Raw genomic sequence first — 23509 nt, forward strand, 5'->3', positions numbered from 1 at the left:
TTTGATCTATTTCCGCAATCCGATTGATAGGTTCTATCTCACTTTCTTAGACAGTGCCAAGGTTTTATTGTATACTAGGCAATGGATCCATCATTTAACTACGATGTCAATCTTGTAATGATGTCTATTTTGTAAGGAGGACTTTTATGACAAAAATGAATCATCCCCTTAAAGAAAGTGGTTGCTGTCAATGTACTGCCAAAGCCTGTTTAAAAGGTTCTGAAGGACTTCCGGAAGGATGTGTGACTGGCTTGCTTCAATCATCAGATATCCAAAACAACACGATGACCTATTACCAGAACCCTTCTTTGCTGAAAAAGATGCATACGGCTGCCGAAATCGAAGGTCAGTTTTACGGAAAACTTACCAGAGTTGAAGAAACCATTGAGTTTATCAAGCGAATGGAATATCAAAAGGTAGGAATTGCTTCCTGTGTTGGTTTATCCAAAGAAACAAGAGCCTTTTCTAAACTTCTTTCTCATCATAAGATTTCTCATTTTGGAGCACTTTGCAAAGTAGGAGCGGCCGATAAGAGTCTTGTCGGCATTCCGGCAGAAAATAGGGTGCACCCTGAAAGTTCTTTCGAAGCTATGTGTAACCCAGTGTTGCAGGCTTCTATTCTGAATGAACAACAAACGGATTTTAATGTTTTAATTGGACTCTGTGTTGGTCACGACGCATTGTTTTCTATGCATTCTAAAAGCCCGATGACTACTTTGGTAGTGAAGGACCGGGTTACCTGTCATCATTCAGCGGCACCGCTTTATCAGCTAGATGGCTATTACAAGCGTTTGATGAAATAAAGAGAGTTTTTATCATCGTATAAACAACACAAAAAAACCAGGCAAATGGTTCATCGCCTGGCCTTTTTGCTTATTTCTTTATCTTCTTAATATCGTAAGCTTGCTCTCCTAATAGTTTGATCGCTTAAAGAGTGCAAGGTACCAAATCAAAGCAACGCTTGTAAATCCAGTTGTAGGATTCTTCGTTTAGAATTCTGGGATTCCCTACGGTTTGAGGATCTTTCATGGCTTCTTTCGCTAATCTTGGAATCATGTCTTTGGAAACTCCCATTTCTTCCAAATTTCTTACTTCCAGATCTTCTGCTAACTGATACACTTCCCGAACAGCTGCTTTAGCGGCTTCTTCTTCTGATAATCCGTGAGTATCCACGCCTAATGCTTGAGCAATACGGGCAAATTTCTTCGGTGCTGCTTTCCAGTTATATTCCATTACTGGCCCCATCATGGTAGCAACACACTCTCCATGAGCTACTGGAAGGATACCGCCCAAAGTCTGAGCCATGGCGTGACCAGCTCCTGCCGACTCACTTCCATAGGAAAGACCGGCTAACATAGCTGCCTGTGCCATGCCATAACGGGCTTCAATATCGTTTCCATTAGCAAAAGCTCGACGCAAGTAAGCACCTGTATATTCAATGGCTAGTAACGCCACTGCATCGGTTACTGGCTGAGCAAAGTGCATGGTATAGCATTCAACCGCATGAGAAAGAACATCCATCCCTGTCATTGCCGTTACTCTTGGTGGCATGGAGACATGTAGTTCAGGATCAATAATCGTTAAATGTGCCGCAATGAGCGGACCACCGGTATTAAACTTAAATTCTCTTTCTGTATCTGTAATGACAGCCCACTGAGTTACTTCTGATCCAGTTCCTGCTGTAGTTGGAATCGTTGTTAGTGGTGGAATTCTTTTAGAAAGAGGTTTTTTCCCTTCAGCGGCTTCATATTCCAATACGGATTCGCCGTGAGACACTTCTACTCCAATGGCTTTTGCCGTATCCATGGAACTTCCTCCACCAACAGCTACCAAACCATCACAATTATTATCGTTATACATTTTACTTCCCATTCCTACTACTTTAACGGCTGGGTTTGGCTCCACCTGGTTAAAGATAACGACCTCTACCCCAGCTTCCTTTAAAGATTCTTCCACCGACTTAGTGATTCCAGCTTCATAAATTCCCGGATCCGTTACCAATAATGCTTTGCTAACGCCTAGTTGTTTAATCTCTTCTCCAGCCTTACCGATCGATCCAATTCCATGCTTAATAACAGTCGGTACCTCAAACGTGTGTAGGTTTGTCATGTTTTCAAATCCCATATTCATTGCCATTTTATTATTCCTCCCTATTTAATCTTATCTTTTCTCCTTATATCTTCTTATGTCTTTTTATGTCTTTTTATGTCTTCTTACTTTTTAACTTTTTCCATTTTCGCCTGGTTTCCACCTTTTACCAGAAACCATCTCTCTTACTTTCTATTCGTCAACTTATCCTCCACCCAGAATTCTTATTATTTTCACCTGATCTTGCTCCTTCAAAGCTGTATGAGAATAATCTCTTAAATATAGCTGGTTTCCGTTGACCCATACGGAAGATCTGGGTGAATATCCTAAGATTTCCAACAGCTTCTCCACGGTACATCCTTCCTCTACCTTTACTTCTTTCTTATTGACAAAAAGGCATACAGTATTTTCCATTTACTATGCTACCTCTTTTCTAAAAGCCAGTCCAAAGAAAGCTTCTCAAGGGTTTCATCTGTTGGGTTTCCATCTTCATTCCAATCCATCATTTGATAATACTTTTCCCTGAACTCCAGGAAACTATCCTTATCAAACCGAAAACCCTTTTGAGGACCATCCGTTAGTGGTTCAAACATTCTCTCAGGCAGATAATCATCTTTCTTACAGAATCCTTCTCGCATATTAAAGTATCTCATCATATTGATTCTTCTTTCGCCGACTTCCAATAATTCTTCAATCGACGCATCCCATCCTACGCCAGCCTTGCAAAGGTCAACCATATCATCCGGTCCGTACAGCTGCCAGGTGGGACCCCAGGCGAATTGACAGAGTCCGAGCGTATCCATGGTGGAGAAAAACTTTTGCCCAGCGATGGTAAATTTAACTTTATTGTCATCCATTGCAAAAGAATCTTCATACCCTTTGTCGATGCCGATCATTGCCAGTCTTTTTCGTTCAAAGGAATCTTCCGGCATTGTAAGGAATGGATCATGCTCACAGGACTGGTGGTCAGCACCAAAGCTGTTCACCGCATATAGCAATCCAATTGCCGGCTTATAATGCGGCATATGTGCCGGTAGCTCCTGTTTCTTTACACACATGCTAAGTTTCATGGCTTCCGGACCTATTTTTTCTGCCATTCGGTGAGTTCCTTCTGCCAGAAGATTCCCAAATCCTTCTCGCAAAGATATTTTCTCAATAATGTCGGCAAAATTCTCGGATTTGCCAAAAGATAGGTCCACCCCATCCGTCTCTTCCTTGGTTAAAAGTCCTTTTTCATAACATTCCATAGCAAAGGCGATGGTAGCCCCGCAGGATATAGTATCTAAGCCATACATATTACAGTATTGATTTGCAATCGAAACATCCTCCAGATTGTCAACATCACAATAGGAACCAAAAGTAGCTGCCGTTTCATATTCCGGTCCACCATATAAAGGATCTACTTTCCCTTCAATTTCCACTACTCGTTTACATCGGATGGCACAGGCAAAACATGTATCACTTTCCTTAAAGATACTATTCATGACGGCTGTACCATCAATTTTATCCACTTTTTCTCCAAAGTAACCGGAAAGAAAGTTTCTCGTTGGCAAAAATCCTTCTTCACTAGTCGGTGCAAGTTCACCGTTCGTTCCATTAGCACTTAGTCCCTGTATATTCGGATTGTCTCCAATTCTTTCTTTTACATTCCCACTCAATGCCTTAAACGCCACGGGATCATAAGCTTTTCGAGGTTTTACTTTTTTAACAGCGATTGCTTTCAGATTTTTTGACCCCATGACAGCACCGGTTCCATTACGCCCATTCGCTCTGTTGGCCATGTTCATAACTGCTGCATATTTCACCAGGTTTTCACCAGCCGGACCAATCTCAGCAATTTCCAACTGATTTTCTCCCAATTCTTCCCGAATTATCGCTTCTGTTTCGCCAGTTACCTTGCCCCAAATGGACGAAGCATCCTTAATCGCAACCTCGTCACCATCAATGTAAAGGTATACCGGTTTCTCTGCCTTTCCTTTCAGAACCACTGCATCATACCCGCTGTTTCTTAAGTGAGCAGGGAAGAACCCACCTGCCTGGCTATCTCCTATCGTATCTGTCAATGGACTTTTCGTAGTAATCATTACCCTGCTTTGTCCACTGATGGGAAGTCCTGTCAACATGGACGTCGAAAATACCAGCATGTTCTCTGGCGATAAAGGATCTACTCCCGGCTCCATTTCCTGAAGAATCAGGTAAAGTCCTAAAGCTGACCCACCTGGATACAATCGATATGTATCTCCAGGGATACTTCTTTTTCTAATTACTCCGGATGTAAGATCTACCTCTAACACTTTTGCATCTGGAAAAACACTCATATTATTCCTCCTTACTTCTCACCCGCTATTGTTCATTCAAATAAAACCCCGTTCGAATTTTGTTAAATTATTTTTGAACGTTTTTAATTTATTTAACATAGTAAACTGTATCATACTTGAATTTTCATTGTCAAGTTTTTACTTTTTATAAAATAAATTTTTTCTTTTTTTCAACACCGCTGATGCTGATTGCACCAAAACTTTGAAAGCCTTCCATTTGCTATTGTTTAATATTTAACAAGGTTGCCGTTTGACAAAGACCAGAAAAGTTTATATGATAATTTCAAGCGTTAAGTTTGTTCAAATCATACTTAACGTATTTAATTTTCTTACCGTTCAGTTTCTTCTATTATTTCTACTCAGGAGGAGGTGACTGTAGACGAATTGGATCATGAGTGATTCAGCAATAGCGAATCCTTCCTATAAAAGAGGCTTACATTGACAACAGCTGTCAAAAGCACTAACATATTAAGTGAATTAAATTATTTTTAAATTTGCTTAATGCATCTAAAGCTCTTTTTTGGGCGAAGGACTTAAGGAGGCTATTCGAAATATGTCTGATCAACTCGCTACATCGAAAGAACAGGAAGAAATTGAACGTGCTAAAGATCTTGTCATCCAAGCGATCACAGAAACCATGGATGTTTATGGTGCGGCGCCCTCCGTCGGAAGGCTCTATGCTACCATGTATTTTGTAGAAAACCCCATTACCCTGGATGAAATGAAAGATATGCTGGAAATGAGCAAGCCCAGTATGAGTACCGGAGTACGTGCACTTCAGGAAAATGGAATGGTCAACCGAATATGGGAAAAAGGTTCCCGAAAAAACAAATATGCAGCAGAAAAAGATTTCTTTAAATCTTTTATTCGCTTTTACTGCAAGCGCTGGGAACGAGAATATAAGGAAAATCTACGAGCCATTGCCGATTCTCAAAGAATCTTACAGGAGATCATGGAAGATGACTCCTGCGACGAAACCATCAGAAAACAGGCAGAAGATTATTATTATCAGGTTGAAGATTCCAAAAAATATTATCGCTGGCTGGAACGCTTAGTAGAGAGCTTTTATTCCCAGGAAATTTTTCGGCACATTCCAAAAGAAGATCTGTAACACCAAGAAAGATGTTTCTTAATCATATGAACGGAAAAAGGGAGGATTTTAATTTTTATGAGGTATCGTCAAAATAAAAAATCAAAGATAGGTATCCTATTATTGATCGTTGCTATGGTGTCCACTATGGCTCTAGCTGGATGTTCAGACGAAGAGACCACTGTTGAAGAACCACCTGCTGAAACTGATGAAATGGCCGTTACTGATGAAAATGGAACCCAGAATGCAGAAGAAATTGAAATTCAGGAAGAGATCAATCTAGCCATGGTATCCTGGACTTGTTCAACCCAGAAGAATTATATTCATGCTGAAGTTCTTCAAACCTTGGGGTATGACGTAAATCTACAAAGTTATGCGTTACCTGTTATTCTGGAAGGTCTTAGTGACGGACAGATCGATGTGTTTGCCGATGCTTGGTGGGTTACCTGGGGCACACCTTTGCAGGAAGCTGTCGAAGAAGGACGAGTCATTCATTTAGATACACATCTGGAAAATGTTAACTACGCACCAGCGGTTCCCGTATATGTTTACGAAGCCGGCGTTACTTCTCTGGCTGATTTAGCCGAACATGCCGATGCCTTCGATCATACCTATTATGGATTAGAACCGGGCAATGACGGTAATGATATTATGCTGGATGCTTTTGCTAATAATATCTATGGTCTTGGCGACTGGGAAATGCTCGAAAGTAATGAAGCCGCTATGATCACAGAGGTTGGTCTGGCGATTGAAAACGAAGAGTGGGTTGTCTTTAGCGGATGGGAACCACATTATATGAATGTTATCTTTGATATGGAGTATCTAGATGATCCGGAAGGTATCTGGGGAGAAGAAGCCGAGTTTGTCGCAACGCTTTCACGCCCTGGATTGGAAGAAGAACGCCCCAATTTCGCTCGCTATATGAAACAGTTTAAGATCGAAATTGAAGATGTTAATGAATGGGTATATGCCTTTGGTTATGAAGAAAGAGATCCAGAAGAGTACGCTGCCGAATGGGTCAGCGAAAATGTAGACATCGTATTAACATGGGTTGATGGCGTTAAAACCGTTGATGGACGGGATGCAAGTGAAGCCATAAAAGATGCTTATCAGTAAATAGGAGTCTTAGCGGTGGCGGTAGTCATCGAATAAAAAAATCAGCTGTTGCCTATTGTACTTTCTTTAGGCACCGCTGATTTTTTTCGATCTACTTCTGACTATTTCTCATCAATGCCAGAAAACTTCAATGAGATCTCCGCTTCATTAAGAAGTTTCATTAACTCTTCCATGTAAACTCCCGACTCTTCTATTCTGACAGTTTGTGGTTCATTCCTATCATCACAACACACCATACCGCCTTCATACCCAGTTTCTGTATACTGAACCCCACAACTGGGACTCCCATCGATGCCAACTACCTCCACAATTTCATAATGTTGCTTTTCGTATTCCCTAATCTGATCAATGACAGGTTTTAATAATTGTCGACAATGATTACGATATGCCGGATAACTATATTGATTTTTTGTCATCCCCCAACGGTCCATTCCCAAATAGGTGATTTCAGGACAAGGCAACTGAATAATTCCCAACTCTTCTTCCACAACTTTTTTCAAAGTATCTACATGATGTGCTGAATAGTTTGCCAATCCTTTGATTTTTGAATTTACATTTAGAAGACAATGTGCTAACAACACTATCTTTTTGCTTCGCTTCATTTTTCTCCACCTATTCTAAAATCATTTCAATGGCTTCAGTAAGAAAAGTAAGATCATATATCTCTTCAAAAGAGATATCTCTTTCAATAATTCCTTCTTCCATACAGAAGGCAATAATCGTTTCATGTCCTGCTTCCGTAATCATTCCATCAGGATTTAAAGATGGTCTCAAATATTCAATTTGATCCGCTGATATACCTCTACCTTGAAAATGCTCACTTGCTATATCCACCACTTCTTCATTAGAAGCATCTTCCAACCATGCCATCGCTTTAACGATTGCATTTACAAAAGCTTGAACCTCCTCAGGATTATCTTCAACAAACTCTTTTGTTCCCACAATAATTGAAGATTCATATCTCGCCGTACCATAAATCTCTTCATGTTGCTGAGAATCAGATACATCTACAATAACATTAGCATTAATAGCAGCCGCTTCATCTTTTGCTGTAGAACGTAGATATATAGCTGCTACATGACCATTTTCCAGTGCTCCCAAAGATGCACCATATTCCATTTGTGCCCATTCCACATCCTCTTCACTCATACCATGCTTTTCCAAAATAGATACAGCAAAAGAATATGGAGCCGAACCAGGCATTCCAGCAAATATGGTTTCTCCCTTTAAGTCTTCTACCCTTTCAATCCCTTCTGCACCAATGAGCATATATGGCTTGTTCTTTAGTGTCGATAAAAGAATGGTTGACTCCAAACCTTGATCCTGAGCTCTCAGAACAGGTTCCGTACTTAACATGGTAAAGTGAGAACTTCCAGCATGCATTGCCTGAAATGCCACTGGTCCATCCGTAGTCGTCACAAACTCTACCGCCAAACCTTCTTCTTCAAAAAAGCCAAGACTATCTGCCAGGTATGCCTGAATCCAGAATTCACTTCTTAACTCTGCAACCACTATTTCTGTTAACTCTGTATCCTCAGTGACCTCTTCCGCTACTTTTTCGCTACTTTCTTCCGGCGCTATGCTTTCCTCCACATTACTGTCACTTCCACTGCATCCTGTTACCACACTTAAAGACAACATACCTATCAACAACATCAACCATATTTTTTTCAACAGAATTCCTCCTTTTTTTATTATAAAGCCCTTCATTAAAGCGGCTGATCAAAATCAGTCGGTGCTCTCCATTTAAGAAGAAGTCTTTCGAAGGTCTTTAAAATACCATTGAAAATAACGCCAATCATAAATAGAATAAAAATGCAGGACATGACTCTCTCTACCTGAAAAAAAGAAGTAGCGTAAGAAATCATCCATCCTAACCCTGCACTTGCACCCATATATTCTCCCACAATTGCACCAATCAAAGAAGCTCCCAATCCACCTTTAATGCCAGCCAAAATCCAAGGTACTGTTGCCGGAAGATACACCTTAACTTTAATTTGAAAGGGGGTTGCTCCCATCAGTCGTATCGATCGGACAATATTTCTATCAATATCCTGAATGCCGCCATAAGTGCTAAAAAAAACCAAAAAAAACACCAATAATCCTGACATAATAATTTTTGATTCAATCCCAAGTCCGAACCACAGGACAAAAATAGGAGCAAGGGCAAGTTTCGGTATTCCATATAATCCAGTAATTAGAGGTTCAAACACTTTTGCAAGATTTTGAGAAAAGCCTAAAATAAACGCTACTACAATTCCTGCTACACTTCCAAAAAACAAACCCCACAAAGCTTCTTTCAACGTAACACTGGTGTGTCGCCATAGCTGACCACTTTCGTAAAAATCAATAAGATCATAGTAAACTCCTGTTGGCTGACTCGTGTAAAATGGATTTAACCAACCGATACGTACTGCAAACTCCCAAAACAAAATTAGTATTACAAAACCACTTAACCTTATTCCAAGTTCTTTTGCATTGGTAAAAGTGAGATTCACCCATTTCATGCTTCTTTCACCTGCATTTCCACCTCAGATTTCAAATCCTTCCATATTCCTTCATACAGCTCTATAAAGCGTGGGTTGAATTTCAGTTCTTCTGGATCTCTTGGACGCTCTAGATCAATACAGTGAGTATTTTTCAGTTTTGCCGGTCTTTGACTAAGAATAAAAATTCTATCCGCAAGCGTTATAGCTTCCGTAAGGTCATGGGTAATAAACACAATAGTGCGCCGGTCTTCACTCCACACTTTCAGGACATATTTTTGAAGAATTTCTCTGGTAAACACGTCTAAAGAAGCAAAGGGCTCATCCATAAAAATAATTTCCGGTTCTACGGCTAACACTTTTATGATATCTACCCTTTTACGCATCCCACCTGAAAGTTCATGAGGATATGCATCTTCAAATCCTTCCAACTCCGCTTTCTCTATAAGTTCCATCGACCTTTTCTTTCGAGTAGTTTTTTCAATTCCCCTAATTTCCAATCCCACTTCTACATTTTTTCGAACAGTTCTCCACGGCAACAAAGTGTCTGATTGAGCAATGTATCCAATAGAAGAATGAATCGTGTCCATCTCCTTATTCCGTAATCGCACACTGCCCTCCGTAGGCCTTAATAACCCCGACATTAGATTCAAAATGGTGCTTTTTCCGCACCCACTTGGTCCTACAATAGCAACAAATTCATTCTCAAACACCTTGAAATCAATGCCTTCCAGTACCTTTGTCTCTTCTCCTTTTTTAGTGAAAAAGCTATGATGCAACCCTTCCACCTGAAAAACCATTTTATTTTGAAGTGTATTTTTCATTTTATCTCCTATATTCTCTTTGACCTAGTTCCATCTATAGATTTATAGAACACCGTCTATGCTACCGCCATCCATTATACACAAATGCACAAACTAATGAAAATAGAAGTTTTTTATAGAAATATTTATATAGATAGAATTTCTCTATCTATATAAAGTAATCAAACAAAAAATAGCCGATTCATCTCCCAGTAAAACACGAAGTTTTTCGGCTATTTCCTTAAATATCTTTTAGAGATTCATTCTTTTATTCATTTTTTTCTTTGGTTTCTACTTTGCGAACCCGCCTTTCCAGATTCGGTCTGGTGATCCATATCTCATGGCCGCAACCAACACATTTTATCCGAAAATCCGCACCAGTTCGCAAAATATCAAACTCTTTACTTCCACAAGGATGTGTTTTCTTAAGCGTTACCCGATCTCCCGGATTTAGCTGCATAGGCATTTTCTTCTACCTCCTCTTTCTCACCATTAGCCATAATCACCACTCTTCTTGGATAGGGAATCTCAATTCCTTCCCGATCAAAGGCTTGTTTATATGCCTTTCTCATCGCTCGTGCCACAGACCATTGAGTCATGGGAGCCGCATAGGCCAAGGTTGCAATCAGTACACCAGAATCTGCCAGTTCGTTAACTCCCAGCACTTCCGGACCTTCCACAATATCCCCGTTAGTCTTAGCCAACTCTTCACTGGCTTCTTCTAACACCCTAATCGCACGATCAATATCTTCTTCATAGGCAATAGGCATATTCACCCATGCCCACATTTTTCCGCTACTTTTATTAATCACCTTCGAAATAGCTCCGTTGGGCATAATGTGGAGATCTCCCGTAAAATCCCGAACTTTCGTAACCCTTAAACCCATTTCTTCAACAATACCACCAGCACCTTCGATTTCCACATAATCGCCTACAGTAAACTGGTTTTCAAACAGAATAAAAAAACCGGTTATAATATCCCGCACCAAGTTCTGAGCTCCAAAACCAATAGCCAAACCACCAACTCCGGCAGTTGCTAACAAGGCCCCTACTTGAACACCAAAAGAACTTAGGATAGAAGTTCCTACCACAAAATACACAATATAACGAACAATGCTGTGTAGCAATCCTTCCAATGTTTTTACCCGAGCATCTTCTGTGCCGATTCCAAAATGTTTTTTCGATGCAAAAATTCGGCGAATGAATCCTCTTAATAGTCGAATGGCCACTTTTGCTAATACTAATAAGAAAACAACCTGTAAAACAATTGCAATTGCGCCACCAACATACTCCAACTCCGTTATGGTTTCATAGGTTTGAAGAATTGGTTCGATGATATTATGGATAAAAGTGTTCATTCATCAACCCCCTGATTATGGTCTGCGTTTTCATACGCTACTTTACACTACCTTCTTAGTGCTGTTCTTAATCCATTAACTTCCAAAAGCTTCTTCTTTCGTTTTTCATCATCATAGATAGCTGGATCGTTTTCATCTTCACCACATCTTAAAAGAGAAAGATCACAATTGTCCGTGATCTTTCAAGGTGAGAATCAGCAATTTCATCCTCTTTTTATCTGAAATCAACCTTCTCTTTCTACATAGACACTAGAGCTGAATGGTGTTTTTAGCTTTATTCATCGTTTCAACGATTGTATACATATTGCTAATTTCCCCTACCATCAATTCTTGCTTGATTTTGAAATAATCCAAGCAAGTTCCGCAAGAAAGGATTTCTACTCCAAGTTCTTCTAACTTTCGTAGATTCTCTAAGGATTCCGAACCGATGCAGGTAAGTTTAACACCGCTATTAATAAAAATAACCGCCCTTGGCAGTGGTTGCACTTCTGTTAATGTATAAAGATATCCTTTCATTAAGATATCTCCCAATTCCCTAGATCCTTCTCCCAAATAATCTTTTCCAATAGACACGACAAAATCGCCCATGATATGACTATCCGGCTCTAAATCCACCATTTTCACTTCCCGATACTTGAACTCCTTAAAGATATCAATATAAAAGTCTCCTTGACTTTCTTTAACATCGACTTTATAATCCATGCTTTTTGCATACTTTGATATATTCTCTCTTGCCACCTCATTATCCACAATGGCCGTAATATTCCCTTTTTCTATTTCTTCTAGCGCCTTCTTCGTTTTAATTAAAGGCATTGGACATTGAAGACCTCTTGCATCGACCTCTTTATTCATCGTTATTCCTCCCATATTTTCTATTGTATCTATTCTAAATAAAACTATATCATATTCATTCTTAAAGCAACATCATCCAATTAAGGAATTTTTTCTATAAACATCTTATCCTATAGCAAACGTGGTGCTTTTTTCTTAATTAATTGGCGAATATCTCCAGCAACCTCTTTTGAATATTCCTGACAGCAGGTTCCTCTTTTCCCCTTAAAGTAAAGAAAGAACTTCTCCTCCGTTTCTTTCAAAGAAGCTTCTTCGATTTCTTCCCATCTTTCAATTCTCAGTAAGACAGAAGTTCCATGAAAATATAGAATACCTTCTGGATGAATGCCGGCAGAAATAGCTCCTGAAACCACAAAAGTTCCAGCCATCAATGCCAGCATATAATGAACTCCATGGTTACCACCTAAAATAGCCACCATCGTCAGCAAAACCACCGCTGCTCCGGCTTCCATTTTTCTAAAAAAAGGTATCTTTGCTCTCTGCAATCGTTGTCGGGAGCGCTGAAGATTTTTTGATGCTCCGGCTACAAATCCCAGCAATAGAATTAGAAAAACAAAAACATCGTTCATGTCATACCCCCTTTCGTCCTTTGTGTTCTCTATCATATCAAAGCTAGGCTATTTTGTCATGACCGATCGCAATAAACCCTTTCCCGTTGGAATTGAAATGACTAATCTTCTGTGTTATATTGGTGACAATCACTAAGGAGGTCATTTCAATGGATGCTCACAAAAATGTAAAAAAACAAAAAAAGACAGAGCAGGAAATTTACGCTGAAGGGTTTTACTTACTTTACTTCGGCTTACTCTTAATGGTTTTAGTGCGGGGACTGATCCTAAACCACTCACTGAAAAGTATTGGAGATATTTCAGTGTTGTTTTTCTTATCCAGTATTTATTTAGTGGTGCGATTTGCTTTTCAAGGAAGCCTTCATGATTCCAATTTAGAAAAAGGCGACCGATTTAATACCCGCAAGGCTGTTTTGAGAGGTGTTTTTTCCACTTTCTTTTTTGCAATACTAATGTTTATCAGCAACAGGTGGAGCGTAGGAAGTTTTGCCAACTTATTTTCTATCGTTGTCGGAATGATGGTTTTCTTTGCTTTTTCTGTTATTCTTCCCTATCTTTCTTATCGGAGAAAAAAGAAAAATGCCCCCAACTAACTTACCTTGCCTTCGTTTTTTCCCCTACCCATATTAGGTAGGGGACTTTTTTCGCCCTTTCTATTAACACTACCCATTACAGGTGGTTTCATTATCCTTCTCATAAGGTATACTTTACCTATCGATGACTTGCATATTGAACGGGCTATTTTCGGAGGGTTATCGATCATTGTTGAATGGGATGCCGCAGAGCAAAAACTTTATATTAAGCGGTGATGTCAGCAAATAAATAGCCTTATTATAAAAACAAAAAAGATAATCATCATAGCTACAATGAGCTTTGAGCGGATTATCTCAGTTTCGTTCTTTTTAGATAAGTGACCTATCGCAGACGCTTCACTTTTTTCATGAAGTTTTTCATCGCTATTACTCGCTATGCAGCAAATACTCCATATTCTTTCAACAATTCCTCATCTCTCTCCGTTGAAGGTCTATAGCCTTTTTCAAGCAATTCTTTAGCATAGGTTTTATTGTAAATAAATGCAAAAACCAGATCCACCAGAAAAACACCCAGTCCAAATGTTGGAAGTGCTATTACTGCAGCAACGATGAACATAATAGCTGCCCATTTTATATCTCCTCTAATTAAAGGAACTAAAAAACCAAAGAAGAATGTGGTCCACGAAAACCCTTTTTTCACTTCTTTTTTAACTCCAGACTCATGCTCCAACGTAATTTTCAAATTCATCTCTCCTCATTCTATAAGATATCTTGCCAAAACCTGCTCTACTAAAGAATACTGAACATCGCTATCATTGACTTTTCTAAGAATAGTTTTAATATCTTTATTTTTTTCAGTATTACTAATTATTATAATTCAATTGTTTTAATTATTCAACAGGAACAATGGTTAAAGCCATTTCAAAATGAAAGTACTTATATTTCTTTTTGATTCTATAGACATATTTTTTCTTGCAAGAATGCTTACAACCCCCTCAAAACCCACTGCTATTTCTACACATAGTTTAACATGTCATCCCTTTGTTTTCTATCTTTTCTTCATTGACAAGCTTTCGTTTCCTCTTTTTTCAACGTTTCTGATAAACAAAGATTCGTCGTCGATCTCCTGTGTTTTTTGTACCACTGGAGATCGACGACATTTTCGGAAGTGCTATTACTGTACTTCTTGTCTTTTAATAATCTTACAGGCGACAACTCCTATACATCTGCCTGCTAAAAACAATATAGTGCTAAGAAGCCATGGCTTTAATGCCCAAGGAAATAGAAGAAGGGTCACTCCTGCCGCTGTTAAAAAACCGTGACCGATTGTGCATAAAAGGTAGGCTGTTTTTATTCCCTTGTTTTTCATTAAAATCAGATATACTTGTATCAATCTAAACCCTGCGGCAACCATAAGGACTCCTAGGATATCCTGAATCAGATGATAATAGGAAAAATCCATTTGTCTTAGGATGTCTTTTGAACCGTATTTGTATCCGGTTCTTCTTTAATCATCGCAATACCGGTAACGGCATAAAAGAGAGTAACCATCGGTGTCAGCCAGTTTAGAAAGGCATAGGGAATATATTGGATAGGGGTAACGCCTAACATCCCTGAAACAAAGATGGCGTTGCTGTTCCATGGAATCAGAACACCCCCTAGTGTACCACAGGCTTCAATAACTCTGGAAAGATTTTCCGGTTTCAGTTTGTGTTCTTTATATAAGGGGGCCATCAAGGTTCCTGTCATGACGGCTGAAAAGGTCATTGAACTACCAATGGCGTTGGTAACATAACTAACAATCATCGTTGACCCAATGAGGCTCCGATCTGATTTTACTTTATTGGTTAAGGGTCGTAACAGGGCATCCATCATTCCAACATGATGCATCATTCCTGCAAATCCAAAGGCAAATATCATAATGAGTACAGGGCCTACCATGCTCATCACACCGCCACGATTTAGTAAACTGTCGATAAACTCTGTGCCACTTTCGATGCGAAATCCAGTGTACATATGCTGTAAAACTTCACTGTATGAAAAGCCTTGGTTTATTACCGCTACCACAGCACCTGCCACGGCACCGATCAGAATCGAAGTAAAGGCAGGTTTTTGCATGACCAGCAGTGTAAGGACAATCACCGCCGGTATCAAAGCAATAATGCCTATATGAAACTCGCCTCTCAGTGCTGAAAGGATTGACTCTAACTGTGCCTGGTCAACGGTTCCGCTTACGTGCCTAAAGCCGATGACGGTATAGAGAATTGCGGATAACAAATAGGCCGGACCAACGGTAAAAAACATGGCTTTCACATGAGGGATGAGCGCTCCACCGGATACAGCGGCTGCCAGGTTGGTCGAATCGGATAAGGGAGACATTTTATCGCCAAAGTAGGCTCCAGAAATAACAGCACCAGCGGTAATTCCTGCCGGTACTTCTAGCCCAGCACCTACCCCCATCAGGGCTAAACCGGCAGTTCCAATGGTACCCCAGGATGTTCCTGTCGCCAGAGAGGTTAAAGAACAAAGAATCAGGGCTGTCAGTAAGAAGAAGGTTGGTGTGATCACTACTAATCCGCCATAAATAATGGTGGGGACGGTGCCGGAGGAAATCCATACTCCTATCATGGCTCCTACTGCCAGAAGAATCATCGTAGGTTGTAAGCATTTTTTTATCATTTCAGAAGCTGCTTCTTCAATTTCTTTGTAACTGTATCCCAATTTCATGCAGGCTGGGATCACAATAAGCCAGGACAGAAAAAAAACAATTTGCAATGAAGCACCAAATCCAACCATACTAATCAACATAAACGCAACAACAATCGCTAGTGTTCCCAGTGAATAAGCAAACGACGGGCTGGTTTTACTCTGTTCCATTCAAAAAACCTCCTTATTTTTATGAGATTAGATTTCAAATTCTTGAGTTCTTGCCATTACTCCCCATTGACCGCCTGTATGAATAAACAGCACATTACCTTTCAGCGTTTCTCTTCTTTGTTGTATTTCTTGAAACAAGCCATGCATTGCTTTTCCTGTATACACTGGATCTAAAAGGATTCCTTCCTGTCTGGCAAAGCTTTTAATAAAGTGGATGGCTTCAGTGGTGCAGTGACCATAGCCTTCTCCTACATAAGCGTTGCACATATTCACTTGATCAAATGCCAGGTTTGTCAGAAGTTCTTCATTTCCTGTTTGCTGAAGTCCTTCTGTGATAATGTTTTTTGTTATTGTCTGAAAATCTTTCTTTTCATCGTATATATTGATCCCCAGAAGCTGTTTCTTCTTCTCTAATTCCTGGTTGCCCAGATAGAGCCCGGCATAGGTACCACCAGAGCCTGTGGCTACGCAGATCGTATCAAACTGGATATTCATTTCTTTTTCTTGTTGCTGAATTTCCTGAAAAGCATGGTAGTAACCAAACATTCCCAGACCGCTGGAAGCTCCTTCTGGCATTACATAGGCTGTCAACCCTTGGGATTCATATTTTTTTTTAATACGGTCCATGATCTGAGCCCGTTCTTCCCGATATTCTTTTTCGGTAATCAGTGTGCATTCTGCTCCAAATAATTTGTCTAAAAAGAAGTTTCCTATCGGTTTCTCTTCTTTACCTTTTAAGACAAGATGGGTTTTCAGACCCATCTGAGCACCTATCGCCGCCGTTGCCCGACAATGGTTTGATTGTTGTCCTCCGCAGGTTATTAATACCTGTGCTCCTTTTTCCATCGCATCGGGCAGGATATATTCCAGTTTTCTTATTTTATTTCCTGTATATTCCAACCCTGTAAAATCATCACGTTTGATAAAAAACCGAAGTCCCTCCGTTTCCCCTAGACTCCGCTTCACCTCAAAAATCGGCGTTGGCACATTGGCTATTGCTTTTCGTTTAGGCAGTTTCACCGTACAACCTCCTTTTTTACCTTCTTTTTTTAACGGCTTCTTCAATATTTTTCATTGCTTTTTCTACAATGCTTCGAGGGCAAGCCAGATTGAGACGCACATATCCGGTACCAGTTGCTCCATAGTCTACTCCCATGTTTAAAGCAACCTTTGCTTCATCGATCATTAATTTCTTTAATGCGTCATCTTTCAATCCCAATCCCTTACAATTAATCCATTGCAAGTAGGTGCCTTCCGGCAAATTAGCTTTTAATTCCGGGATGTTTTCTCGGCAATAGTTTTCTACATAAGCCATGTTTTCTTCCACATACGCCAGCATTTTATTTAACCACTCTTCGCCATGGTTAAAGGCTGCTTCTACAGCAACGACGCTAAAGCAATCATTTCTTTGCAGTTCCATGATGGTAAAAAATTCCTGAATCGGCTGATGATATTGCGCCTGCGGAGCATGAATGAAAGATGCTTGCAAACCTGCCAGATTAAAGGATTTTGTAGCCGAAAAACAGGTGATGGTGATTTCTTGAATTTCCTTGGATAAGGAGGCCATTGGCGTATACATCCGATCTCCAAAAACCAGATCGCCATGAATTTCATCGGCCAGAATAATGACTTGATGGCGTCGGCAGATATCGCCGATACGTTCCAGTTCTTCCTTTGTCCAAACACGCCCTACCGGATTATGCGGATTGCAGAGGATGAGCATCGAGGCTTCTTCTGCCTGTTTTTCTAGTTCTTCGAAATGAATGTAGTACTGACCATTTTCTTCCAATAATGGATTTTCTACTAACACTCGCTGGTTTTTACGTACCGCATCGTAAAAGGGAGGGTACACAGGAGTTTGTATGATGATTTTATCTCCTTCCCTGGTCAGTTCTCTGATAATAACGTTTAGGGATGTCACTACTCCCGGGCTGTGAATAAGGTCTTCTTGTTTCAACGTCATGTCATACCTTCGTTGATACCAACGAATCGCTGCATCCCAGTAAGTATCTGGTCTTGACGTATATCCATATATTTTTTCTTTCCCTCTTTTTTCTACTGCCTTCCAGATTTCTGGTGCTACCTGAAAATCCATATCCGCCACCCACATCGGCAGTAAGTCCTTTCTTCCAAACTTTTTTTCCAGTTCGTCGTACTTTGCTGAAAGCTGATGCTTTCTATCAATGATGTGCTCAAAGGTTTCCATAATATTCCTCCAGCTTAAATTATTTTTTGAGTCTTTGAATCATTTTTCACTTCTTTCATAATAAATGCAATTATTATGCCAATGTTCTTAAATCAGAGGACTTTATCCGTCACCTATTGAAACAAACTGTTTTTTCTCTTTTTTCTCTTTTTTCTTCTTTCAGATTTGCCCTTTAAAAAGGGAACAACGGGGATTTGTCCGTTCCCTTTGTTCCCTTTGTTCCCTTTTGCTCCTCTTAAACAAAATTCCTGCTGACTGGTTGACTTCCCATTTCCTTTGAAGATTCAAAATATCATTACTTCTGATCGTAACATCGCTTAACAGCTTGAAATCCTTTTTCTGTAAGCATGGTCCCTTTCCTACCTTTCTCTACTTCCACCCATCCTTTTTCCTGAAATGCTTGCAAGATGTTTCGAAGTGTTCTTTCAGATAAGTATATTTTCTGTTCTTTCGCCATCTCCATCATCCTCCGGCGACCGAGTCCTTTCATCTCTTCTCCGGCCTTAAGCAGGCATTGAAGTACAAACCTTTCTTCAGGTATAAGGTTCGTTTCGAGATGTTCTTCTTTTAGTGGGAAGTGAAAAGAGACATCTGGCAGACTCTCTTTCAAATCTTGTAAATGGATCAGGTCTTTTTCCAGATAGACTAAGTATTCTACGCAGTTTTGCAATTCTCTAAAGTTGCCTTCCCAAGGATATTGACTTAAATAGTTTTTCGCTTCTTTTGTCAAGGTAAAATCGGCATGAGCTTCTTTTTGTAAGTGTTCAAACCCTAGCATGATATCGATTCTTCTTTCACGAAGGGGTGGAATTTTTAAGGATAGTACATTAATCCGATAGTACAAATCCTTCCGAAATTTATTTTCCTGAATCAATTTTCTCAAATCTTGATTGGTTGCTGTAATAATTCTTGTATCTACCGGGATCACCCTATCGCCGCCTACCCGCATCACTTCTTTTTCCTGAATGACCCGAAGCAACCGGCTTTGTAAATGAGTCGATACTTCTCCGATTTCATCTAAAAACAGTGTTCCCTGGTGAGCCAGTTCAAAAAGACCGATGCGGCCGCCTTTTTTAGCTCCGGTAAAGGCACCTTCTTCGTATCCAAAAAGTTCGCTTTCCAATAATGGTTCCGGAATACTGGCACAGTTCACTGCCACAAACTGATAGTTTTTTCTTCGAGATGCATTATGAATCGCCTGAGCGAAAAGTTCTTTTCCTGTTCCCGTTTCTCCGGTGATAAGGACAGAGGAATTGGATCTGGCAATTTTCTGGGCGGTACACCGTGTTTTTTGAATGGCTTCACTTTTTCCAATAATGCTATCGAAGGTATATTTAGCTTTGTGGCCTTTTCCTAATATTTTTGCACGAAGTTTATGCTGGAATTTTTCTTTTTCTTCGAATTGATTTATCACTATAATAATACTGGAAATCATACCACCAGTCATCACTGGTGCGGAACGAAAGGAAATATTCGTATGCTGAAACCGTATCAGTTCTTGTTCAACAACAGCTTTGGATTGAATCGCTTCTTTGACAACGGAAAAATCAAGGACTTCCAGAAGGTTTTTTCCAATAATTTCCTGGCGAAATGAAAGGATCTGGCGGGCTTTATCATTCAATCCTAATATAACCCCTTCCGGGTCGGTTGTCATAATGCCTTCATCAATCACGTTTAACAGCTTCAGAAATCGGCTGTCAGCCATATTAAGCCGGTCCAGAAGGGCTGATGCTATCGTCGAAACTTTACATAGGCTGTTAAAATGCGTTATAAACGGAGGACTTTGTAGTAAATGTTCCATTTCCAAACTAACCGCTATGTCCATGATCGTGGTTTCGTCTAAGGTCCGGTGCCCGGTATCAATAATTTCTTCCACAAAATCCGGCACCGCTTCTCGCTCTCCTAAGGTAACGGCAATCGAAAGAGATGGGATATCTCCTTTTCCTGGGTATACAGGAAAAAAATTGTAATTGGTTAACCCTATCTGACGGAGCAAAGCCATGCTCTCCAAAGTCATTTCTGGGCTGTAGTTTACCAGTAATACTTCCGATCCTTCTCTGATGCTGTTTATCTTATTCCGTTGTTCTTTTGTAAGGGTAGTGCTTAGCACAATGACTTTTGCCCTCAGGGGTATTTTTTCTTTGATTTCTACGTAAATGGAGTACAGTGAAATGAGCAACACATCCGCATCAATCTTTTTGCGTATTACGTCTTTATCAAAACCCAGAGCCGATATCTCCACCAGAGGAAAAAGTTGTTGTAAAATCATTTTATGGTGTTCTGCCACTCCTCTGAAGTTTGTAATGATCGTCACTTTTTTCATTGATATCCTCCCAGCGAAGTGATGCTTTCTCTCATTTTCAATTACCTTTTAACGAGATGCGTATAAGAAAAGTTTTCGATAGTCGGATCAAAATAACGATAATGTGGACTTGGAACAAACTGACGATTGTCCACAACACCAGCATTCCATGTAGCGTCTACGATAACCCAACGATCATCGGCATAGACTTCGTTCCAGGCATGGTTGGTGCCGACATATTCTATTTCCACATGATCCCAACTACCATCTGAACTGGCACCTAAGGCATATCCGGACACTACCCGAGTAGGCACTTCTGCACTTCTAAGCAACGCTGCCATCAGGTTTGCATAACCGCTGCAAACTGATTTCCCATTGTTTAGAACATCTACAGCATCCACCTGGCTGTTTCCATCTCCGTAATAAGCAGCTATATCATAAGCTATGTTTTCTATCACCCACTGATGAATGGCTTCCAGTTTTTCATAATTGGTTGTTGCATCCTCGGTTAACCTTTGAGCTAGTTGTCTTATTGCCGGATGTTCCGGATCGATGTTGTTTTCTGCTCCTAGATAAAAAGAAGGTGTTCGATGAATCATATGCTGTTTAACATTATCGAAATAACTTGGAGCAGCAGAAATTACATGCCCATCATTTGTCCTTTCAATGAAAAATTCACCGCCTTCTCTGTCGAAGGTGCGATACCTTTCTTTCCCAAAAAATAGTTGGTATCTATTACTCCTAGAAGAAGAGAGTCTGATTTCATGTTGAAAGCTGCCATTTCGACTGGCGTCAATCACATCTCTTTCATCACCATTGGTCACAAACATCACATACCTATATTCCTCCGGCACTTTTCCTGAAAGATGAAGGACCTGACCCTCTATTTCCAAGCGAATAAAGCTGGCAAAGCCTTTTGCTTGATCATGGTGAGTGGATAGGGTGTCAAACGATTCCGGAATCTCATCTAATGCTTGCTGAAAGCTTTTAGTTAAGAAGCTGGCTTCGTTTCTAAGATTATCCCACTCCAAGTTACCAAAGTTTTCCAGATCTCTTAGGTAAATCGCCGTTTTTCCTCCAATATTAAAGGACTGAATTTCATCTGCACCCGCATAGGTTTTAATATCTGTTGAAATGACATCGTAAAGTTTGCGGCCGGTGGCATACCGATGTCTCAAAGCTTCTGTTTCTTCTATTGGATTTTTAGGTTTATCTGGATTTTTTTGAATCTGAACGGAACGGGTATCTTCCTGCCACTGAACATCAAAGCCATAACCAGATAAGTCTCTGGCGATAATAGCTGTTGTGCCGTTTATGTTGTAGGAAGGGATCACCATCCCATTAATAGTTGCTTTAATCTCGGTTCCCAATACTTCTCCTACTACTTCTCCAGTAGTTGCCATTCCCGACACCGCGCTTGTTATCAGCATCAGCAGCACCAGTATGCCCGCCGCCATTAATTTACTCTGAATCTTTTTTTTCCTATTTTTTGAGATTAAGTACATTTCAGAACCCCTTCCTTGTTTACAAAATTCATTGCTTCTTTACGGATTCTATTCTATCAAACCACCTTCTGTAAATCTAATGAAATTTATACTCTTTCTTTTTTTCTTACAAAAATACCTCCAGTCAGAGAGTCTCTTATTCTTTCCGAAGACTTTCTCCTTTGGAGGTATTTCTAATGATGCCTATTGTTTTTCCATCTGTTTGCTAGGGATTAGCAAACATCTCCTTCTCCAGCTACATATCCGGCTTTTGCCAGTATTTCTACTGATTTTGGAACTTTATCTTCTGCCACCATTACAACAGGTCCGGTGCATCCCATGCCGCTTTCGGCATAAATCCCTTCTTTCCAAAGAACCTGAACAGCATCGTCAATATCCATCACTTCAATGCCGGAGATATTGCCTGTCACAATTTCTTTTGGTGGTGCTTTTATTTCTTCTTCCGTTGCTTTTTCTTTTTTAGAATCTTTTTGGAGGCCTTCTAAAATAGATTCTAAGCCTGCTTTTTTAGCTTTTTCCAGTTCATCAGCCATTAGGGTCTGTACATTTCCTTTTACCAGAGAAGCAGCGTATTGTAGCGCATTGGCAACCACCGGGGTTCCAGAGGCTCTGGAAAGAATCAGCACAACCCGTTGCTGCCCTTCGCCAATACCAGGTCCATAACCAGCACCTAAGGCTTCATAGCTTCCACCTGTCGTATAGGAGGAAAAGACTTTCATCATGATATTTCCTGTTAAGCTATCGGTTACCATGACATCCGCTGATCCGGTCAACAGATCGTTTCCTCTCATGATACTACCGCCATCTGAACGAACAGACTCTGAAAAGTTGATTTCATAGCCATTGGATTTCAAAGTATTCAGGGCTCGCTCTACCTGCCGGGCACTGTCCAGGTTCAGAATACCGACGGTTGGTTTTTCAATCCCCATGGCTTTAGCCGTTATGATCCCATAAAGGGCATTTTTCACCATAGCCGCCGCTCGTTGGGTGTCCGCCGTTCCCGTAGTAGTGGCTACAAACATTTCTCTGCCTAAGCCTGGCGTAACCACTTTTCCTACAGTTGCAACGCCAATAGGGAAATTGTAATGCATGGTAACGCAAGCCTGGATTTTTCCTTCGTCCAGCATTCGTTCCATCACTTTATGCATTTCTGCTTCTTCGTTTACTTCCACCGTTTCCAAGGCTGTTTCTACCTTTGGCCCAATCAACACCACTTCCAGGTCTGTTGAACGCCTTACGGCTTCTTCAGCTCCTTTTACCAGATGAATTGGTTCCAATTCGCTGCCCAGGGTGGTGAGCCCTACTCTTATTTTAGGACCGAAATTTCCCTGTTCCATCGATTCTGTCAAAGAAAGAAGGGTTCGGCCAATTTCTTGCTTGATTGCCGTGCGATCCATCATTCTTCC

Annotated in this window: 23 protein-coding genes; 4 read left to right on the forward strand and 19 right to left on the reverse strand. The window is 40.3% G+C overall.

Annotation, left to right across the window (positions count from 1 at the left end; all coding sequences use genetic code 11):
* Positions 1 to 146: 146 nt before the first annotated feature.
* Positions 147 to 803, forward strand: a complete 657-nt coding sequence (locus BLV55_RS11305; RefSeq protein WP_093314505.1) for a DUF1847 domain-containing protein — start codon at positions 147 to 149, stop codon at positions 801 to 803.
* A gap of 124 nt (positions 804 to 927) precedes the next feature.
* On the opposite strand, the gene BLV55_RS11310 is transcribed toward BLV55_RS11305, so the two are convergent.
* The 3 genes from BLV55_RS11310 to BLV55_RS11320 all read right to left on the reverse strand — a co-directional run bounded on the left by BLV55_RS11310 (position 928) and on the right by BLV55_RS11320 (position 4406).
* Positions 928 to 2136 (reverse strand): iron-containing alcohol dehydrogenase, encoded by a 1209-nt coding sequence (locus BLV55_RS11310; RefSeq protein ID WP_093314507.1) that lies wholly within the window; start codon positions 2134 to 2136, stop codon positions 928 to 930.
* A gap of 156 nt (positions 2137 to 2292) precedes the next feature.
* Positions 2293 to 2502: a sulfur carrier protein ThiS gene (thiS, locus tag BLV55_RS11315; RefSeq protein WP_093314509.1), complete on the reverse strand. Its 210-nt coding sequence runs from the start codon at positions 2500 to 2502 to the stop codon at positions 2293 to 2295.
* Between the two features lie 8 nt (positions 2503 to 2510).
* Entirely contained in the window at positions 2511 to 4406 is a 1896-nt protein-coding gene (locus BLV55_RS11320) for an aldehyde ferredoxin oxidoreductase family protein (protein ID WP_093314511.1), read from the reverse strand.
* 553 nt (positions 4407 to 4959) lie between these two features.
* Between BLV55_RS11320 and cudC the strand changes: the two genes are divergently transcribed.
* Both cudC and BLV55_RS11330 read left to right on the forward strand, forming a co-directional pair.
* Positions 4960 to 5517 carry a choline uptake/conversion transcriptional regulator CudC gene (gene cudC / locus BLV55_RS11325; RefSeq protein WP_093314513.1) on the forward strand — a complete coding sequence of 186 codons (558 nt, stop codon included), beginning with the start codon at positions 4960 to 4962 and terminating at the stop codon, positions 5515 to 5517.
* Positions 5518 to 5574: 57 nt separating this feature from the next.
* Positions 5575 to 6612, forward strand: a complete 1038-nt coding sequence (locus tag BLV55_RS11330; protein WP_207646071.1) for an ABC transporter substrate-binding protein — start codon at positions 5575 to 5577, stop codon at positions 6610 to 6612.
* A 101-nt stretch (positions 6613 to 6713) separates the two neighbouring features.
* Here the strand turns inward: BLV55_RS11330 and BLV55_RS11335 are convergent, their stop codons facing one another.
* The 8 genes from BLV55_RS11335 to BLV55_RS11370 all read right to left on the reverse strand — a co-directional run bounded on the left by BLV55_RS11335 (position 6714) and on the right by BLV55_RS11370 (position 12680).
* Positions 6714 to 7214 carry a CD3072 family TudS-related putative desulfidase gene (locus tag BLV55_RS11335; RefSeq protein ID WP_093314515.1) on the reverse strand — a complete coding sequence of 167 codons (501 nt, stop codon included), beginning with the start codon at positions 7212 to 7214 and terminating at the stop codon, positions 6714 to 6716.
* 10 nt (positions 7215 to 7224) lie between these two features.
* A complete protein-coding gene (locus BLV55_RS11340; protein WP_176968391.1) occupies positions 7225 to 8286 on the reverse strand; it encodes an ABC transporter substrate-binding protein in 1062 nt (353 codons plus the stop codon).
* A 35-nt stretch (positions 8287 to 8321) separates the two neighbouring features.
* The gene (locus BLV55_RS11345) at positions 8322 to 9119 is read right to left on the reverse strand and encodes an ABC transporter permease (RefSeq protein WP_093314519.1); all 798 of its coding nucleotides are present in this window, start codon (positions 9117 to 9119) and stop codon (positions 8322 to 8324) included.
* Positions 9116 to 9922 carry an ABC transporter ATP-binding protein gene (locus BLV55_RS11350; RefSeq protein WP_242870113.1) on the reverse strand — a complete coding sequence of 269 codons (807 nt, stop codon included), beginning with the start codon at positions 9920 to 9922 and terminating at the stop codon, positions 9116 to 9118. Before BLV55_RS11350 ends, BLV55_RS11345 begins: the two co-directional genes overlap by 4 nt.
* Positions 9923 to 10169: 247 nt before the next feature.
* A complete protein-coding gene (locus BLV55_RS11355; protein WP_176968392.1) occupies positions 10170 to 10367 on the reverse strand; it encodes a DUF951 domain-containing protein in 198 nt (65 codons plus the stop codon).
* Positions 10327 to 11259, reverse strand: coding sequence for a mechanosensitive ion channel family protein (locus BLV55_RS11360; RefSeq protein ID WP_093314521.1), 933 nt, complete (start codon positions 11257 to 11259; stop codon positions 10327 to 10329). The genes BLV55_RS11355 and BLV55_RS11360 overlap by 41 nt, the downstream gene beginning before the upstream one ends.
* A 249-nt stretch (positions 11260 to 11508) precedes the next feature.
* The gene (gene yedF, locus BLV55_RS11365) at positions 11509 to 12111 is read right to left on the reverse strand and encodes a sulfurtransferase-like selenium metabolism protein YedF (RefSeq protein WP_093314523.1); all 603 of its coding nucleotides are present in this window, start codon (positions 12109 to 12111) and stop codon (positions 11509 to 11511) included.
* Between the two features lie 110 nt (positions 12112 to 12221).
* Positions 12222 to 12680, reverse strand: a complete 459-nt coding sequence (locus BLV55_RS11370; RefSeq protein WP_093314525.1) for a hypothetical protein — start codon at positions 12678 to 12680, stop codon at positions 12222 to 12224.
* A 149-nt stretch (positions 12681 to 12829) separates the two neighbouring features.
* Between BLV55_RS11370 and BLV55_RS11375 the strand changes: the two genes are divergently transcribed.
* The gene (locus BLV55_RS11375; RefSeq protein WP_093314527.1) at positions 12830 to 13273 is read left to right on the forward strand and encodes a DUF6773 family protein; all 444 of its coding nucleotides are present in this window, start codon (positions 12830 to 12832) and stop codon (positions 13271 to 13273) included.
* Positions 13274 to 13646: 373 nt separating this feature from the next.
* On the opposite strand, the gene BLV55_RS11380 is transcribed toward BLV55_RS11375, so the two are convergent.
* The 8 genes from BLV55_RS11380 to grdD all read right to left on the reverse strand — a co-directional run bounded on the left by BLV55_RS11380 (position 13647) and on the right by grdD (position 23503).
* On the reverse strand, positions 13647 to 13955 hold the full coding sequence (locus BLV55_RS11380) for a hypothetical protein (RefSeq protein WP_093314529.1): 309 nt from the start codon (positions 13953 to 13955) through the stop codon (positions 13647 to 13649).
* Positions 13956 to 14387: 432 nt separating this feature from the next.
* On the reverse strand, positions 14388 to 14627 hold the full coding sequence (locus tag BLV55_RS11385; protein ID WP_093314531.1) for a hypothetical protein: 240 nt from the start codon (positions 14625 to 14627) through the stop codon (positions 14388 to 14390).
* A 53-nt stretch (positions 14628 to 14680) separates the two neighbouring features.
* Entirely contained in the window at positions 14681 to 16090 is a 1410-nt protein-coding gene (nhaC, locus tag BLV55_RS11390) for a Na+/H+ antiporter NhaC (RefSeq protein ID WP_093314533.1), read from the reverse strand.
* A gap of 27 nt (positions 16091 to 16117) precedes the next feature.
* Complete coding sequence (locus tag BLV55_RS11395) at positions 16118 to 17110, reverse strand: 1-aminocyclopropane-1-carboxylate deaminase/D-cysteine desulfhydrase (protein WP_207646072.1); 993 nt, start codon at positions 17108 to 17110, stop codon at positions 16118 to 16120.
* Positions 17111 to 17126: 16 nt separating this feature from the next.
* Positions 17127 to 18296: a MalY/PatB family protein gene (locus BLV55_RS11400; RefSeq protein WP_093314535.1), complete on the reverse strand. Its 1170-nt coding sequence runs from the start codon at positions 18294 to 18296 to the stop codon at positions 17127 to 17129.
* 295 nt (positions 18297 to 18591) lie between these two features.
* On the reverse strand, positions 18592 to 20619 hold the full coding sequence (locus BLV55_RS11405; RefSeq protein ID WP_093314537.1) for a sigma-54 interaction domain-containing protein: 2028 nt from the start codon (positions 20617 to 20619) through the stop codon (positions 18592 to 18594).
* Positions 20620 to 20660: 41 nt separating this feature from the next.
* Complete coding sequence (locus tag BLV55_RS11410) at positions 20661 to 22103, reverse strand: transglutaminase domain-containing protein (protein ID WP_093314539.1); 1443 nt, start codon at positions 22101 to 22103, stop codon at positions 20661 to 20663.
* A 212-nt stretch (positions 22104 to 22315) separates the two neighbouring features.
* Positions 22316 to 23503: a glycine/sarcosine/betaine reductase complex component C subunit alpha gene (gene grdD, locus BLV55_RS11415; RefSeq protein ID WP_330386618.1), complete on the reverse strand. Its 1188-nt coding sequence runs from the start codon at positions 23501 to 23503 to the stop codon at positions 22316 to 22318.
* Positions 23504 to 23509: the final 6 nt, after the last annotated feature.

The organism is Tindallia californiensis, from assembly GCF_900107405.1.
GTDB lineage: Bacteria > Bacillota > Clostridia > Peptostreptococcales > Tindalliaceae > Tindallia > Tindallia californiensis.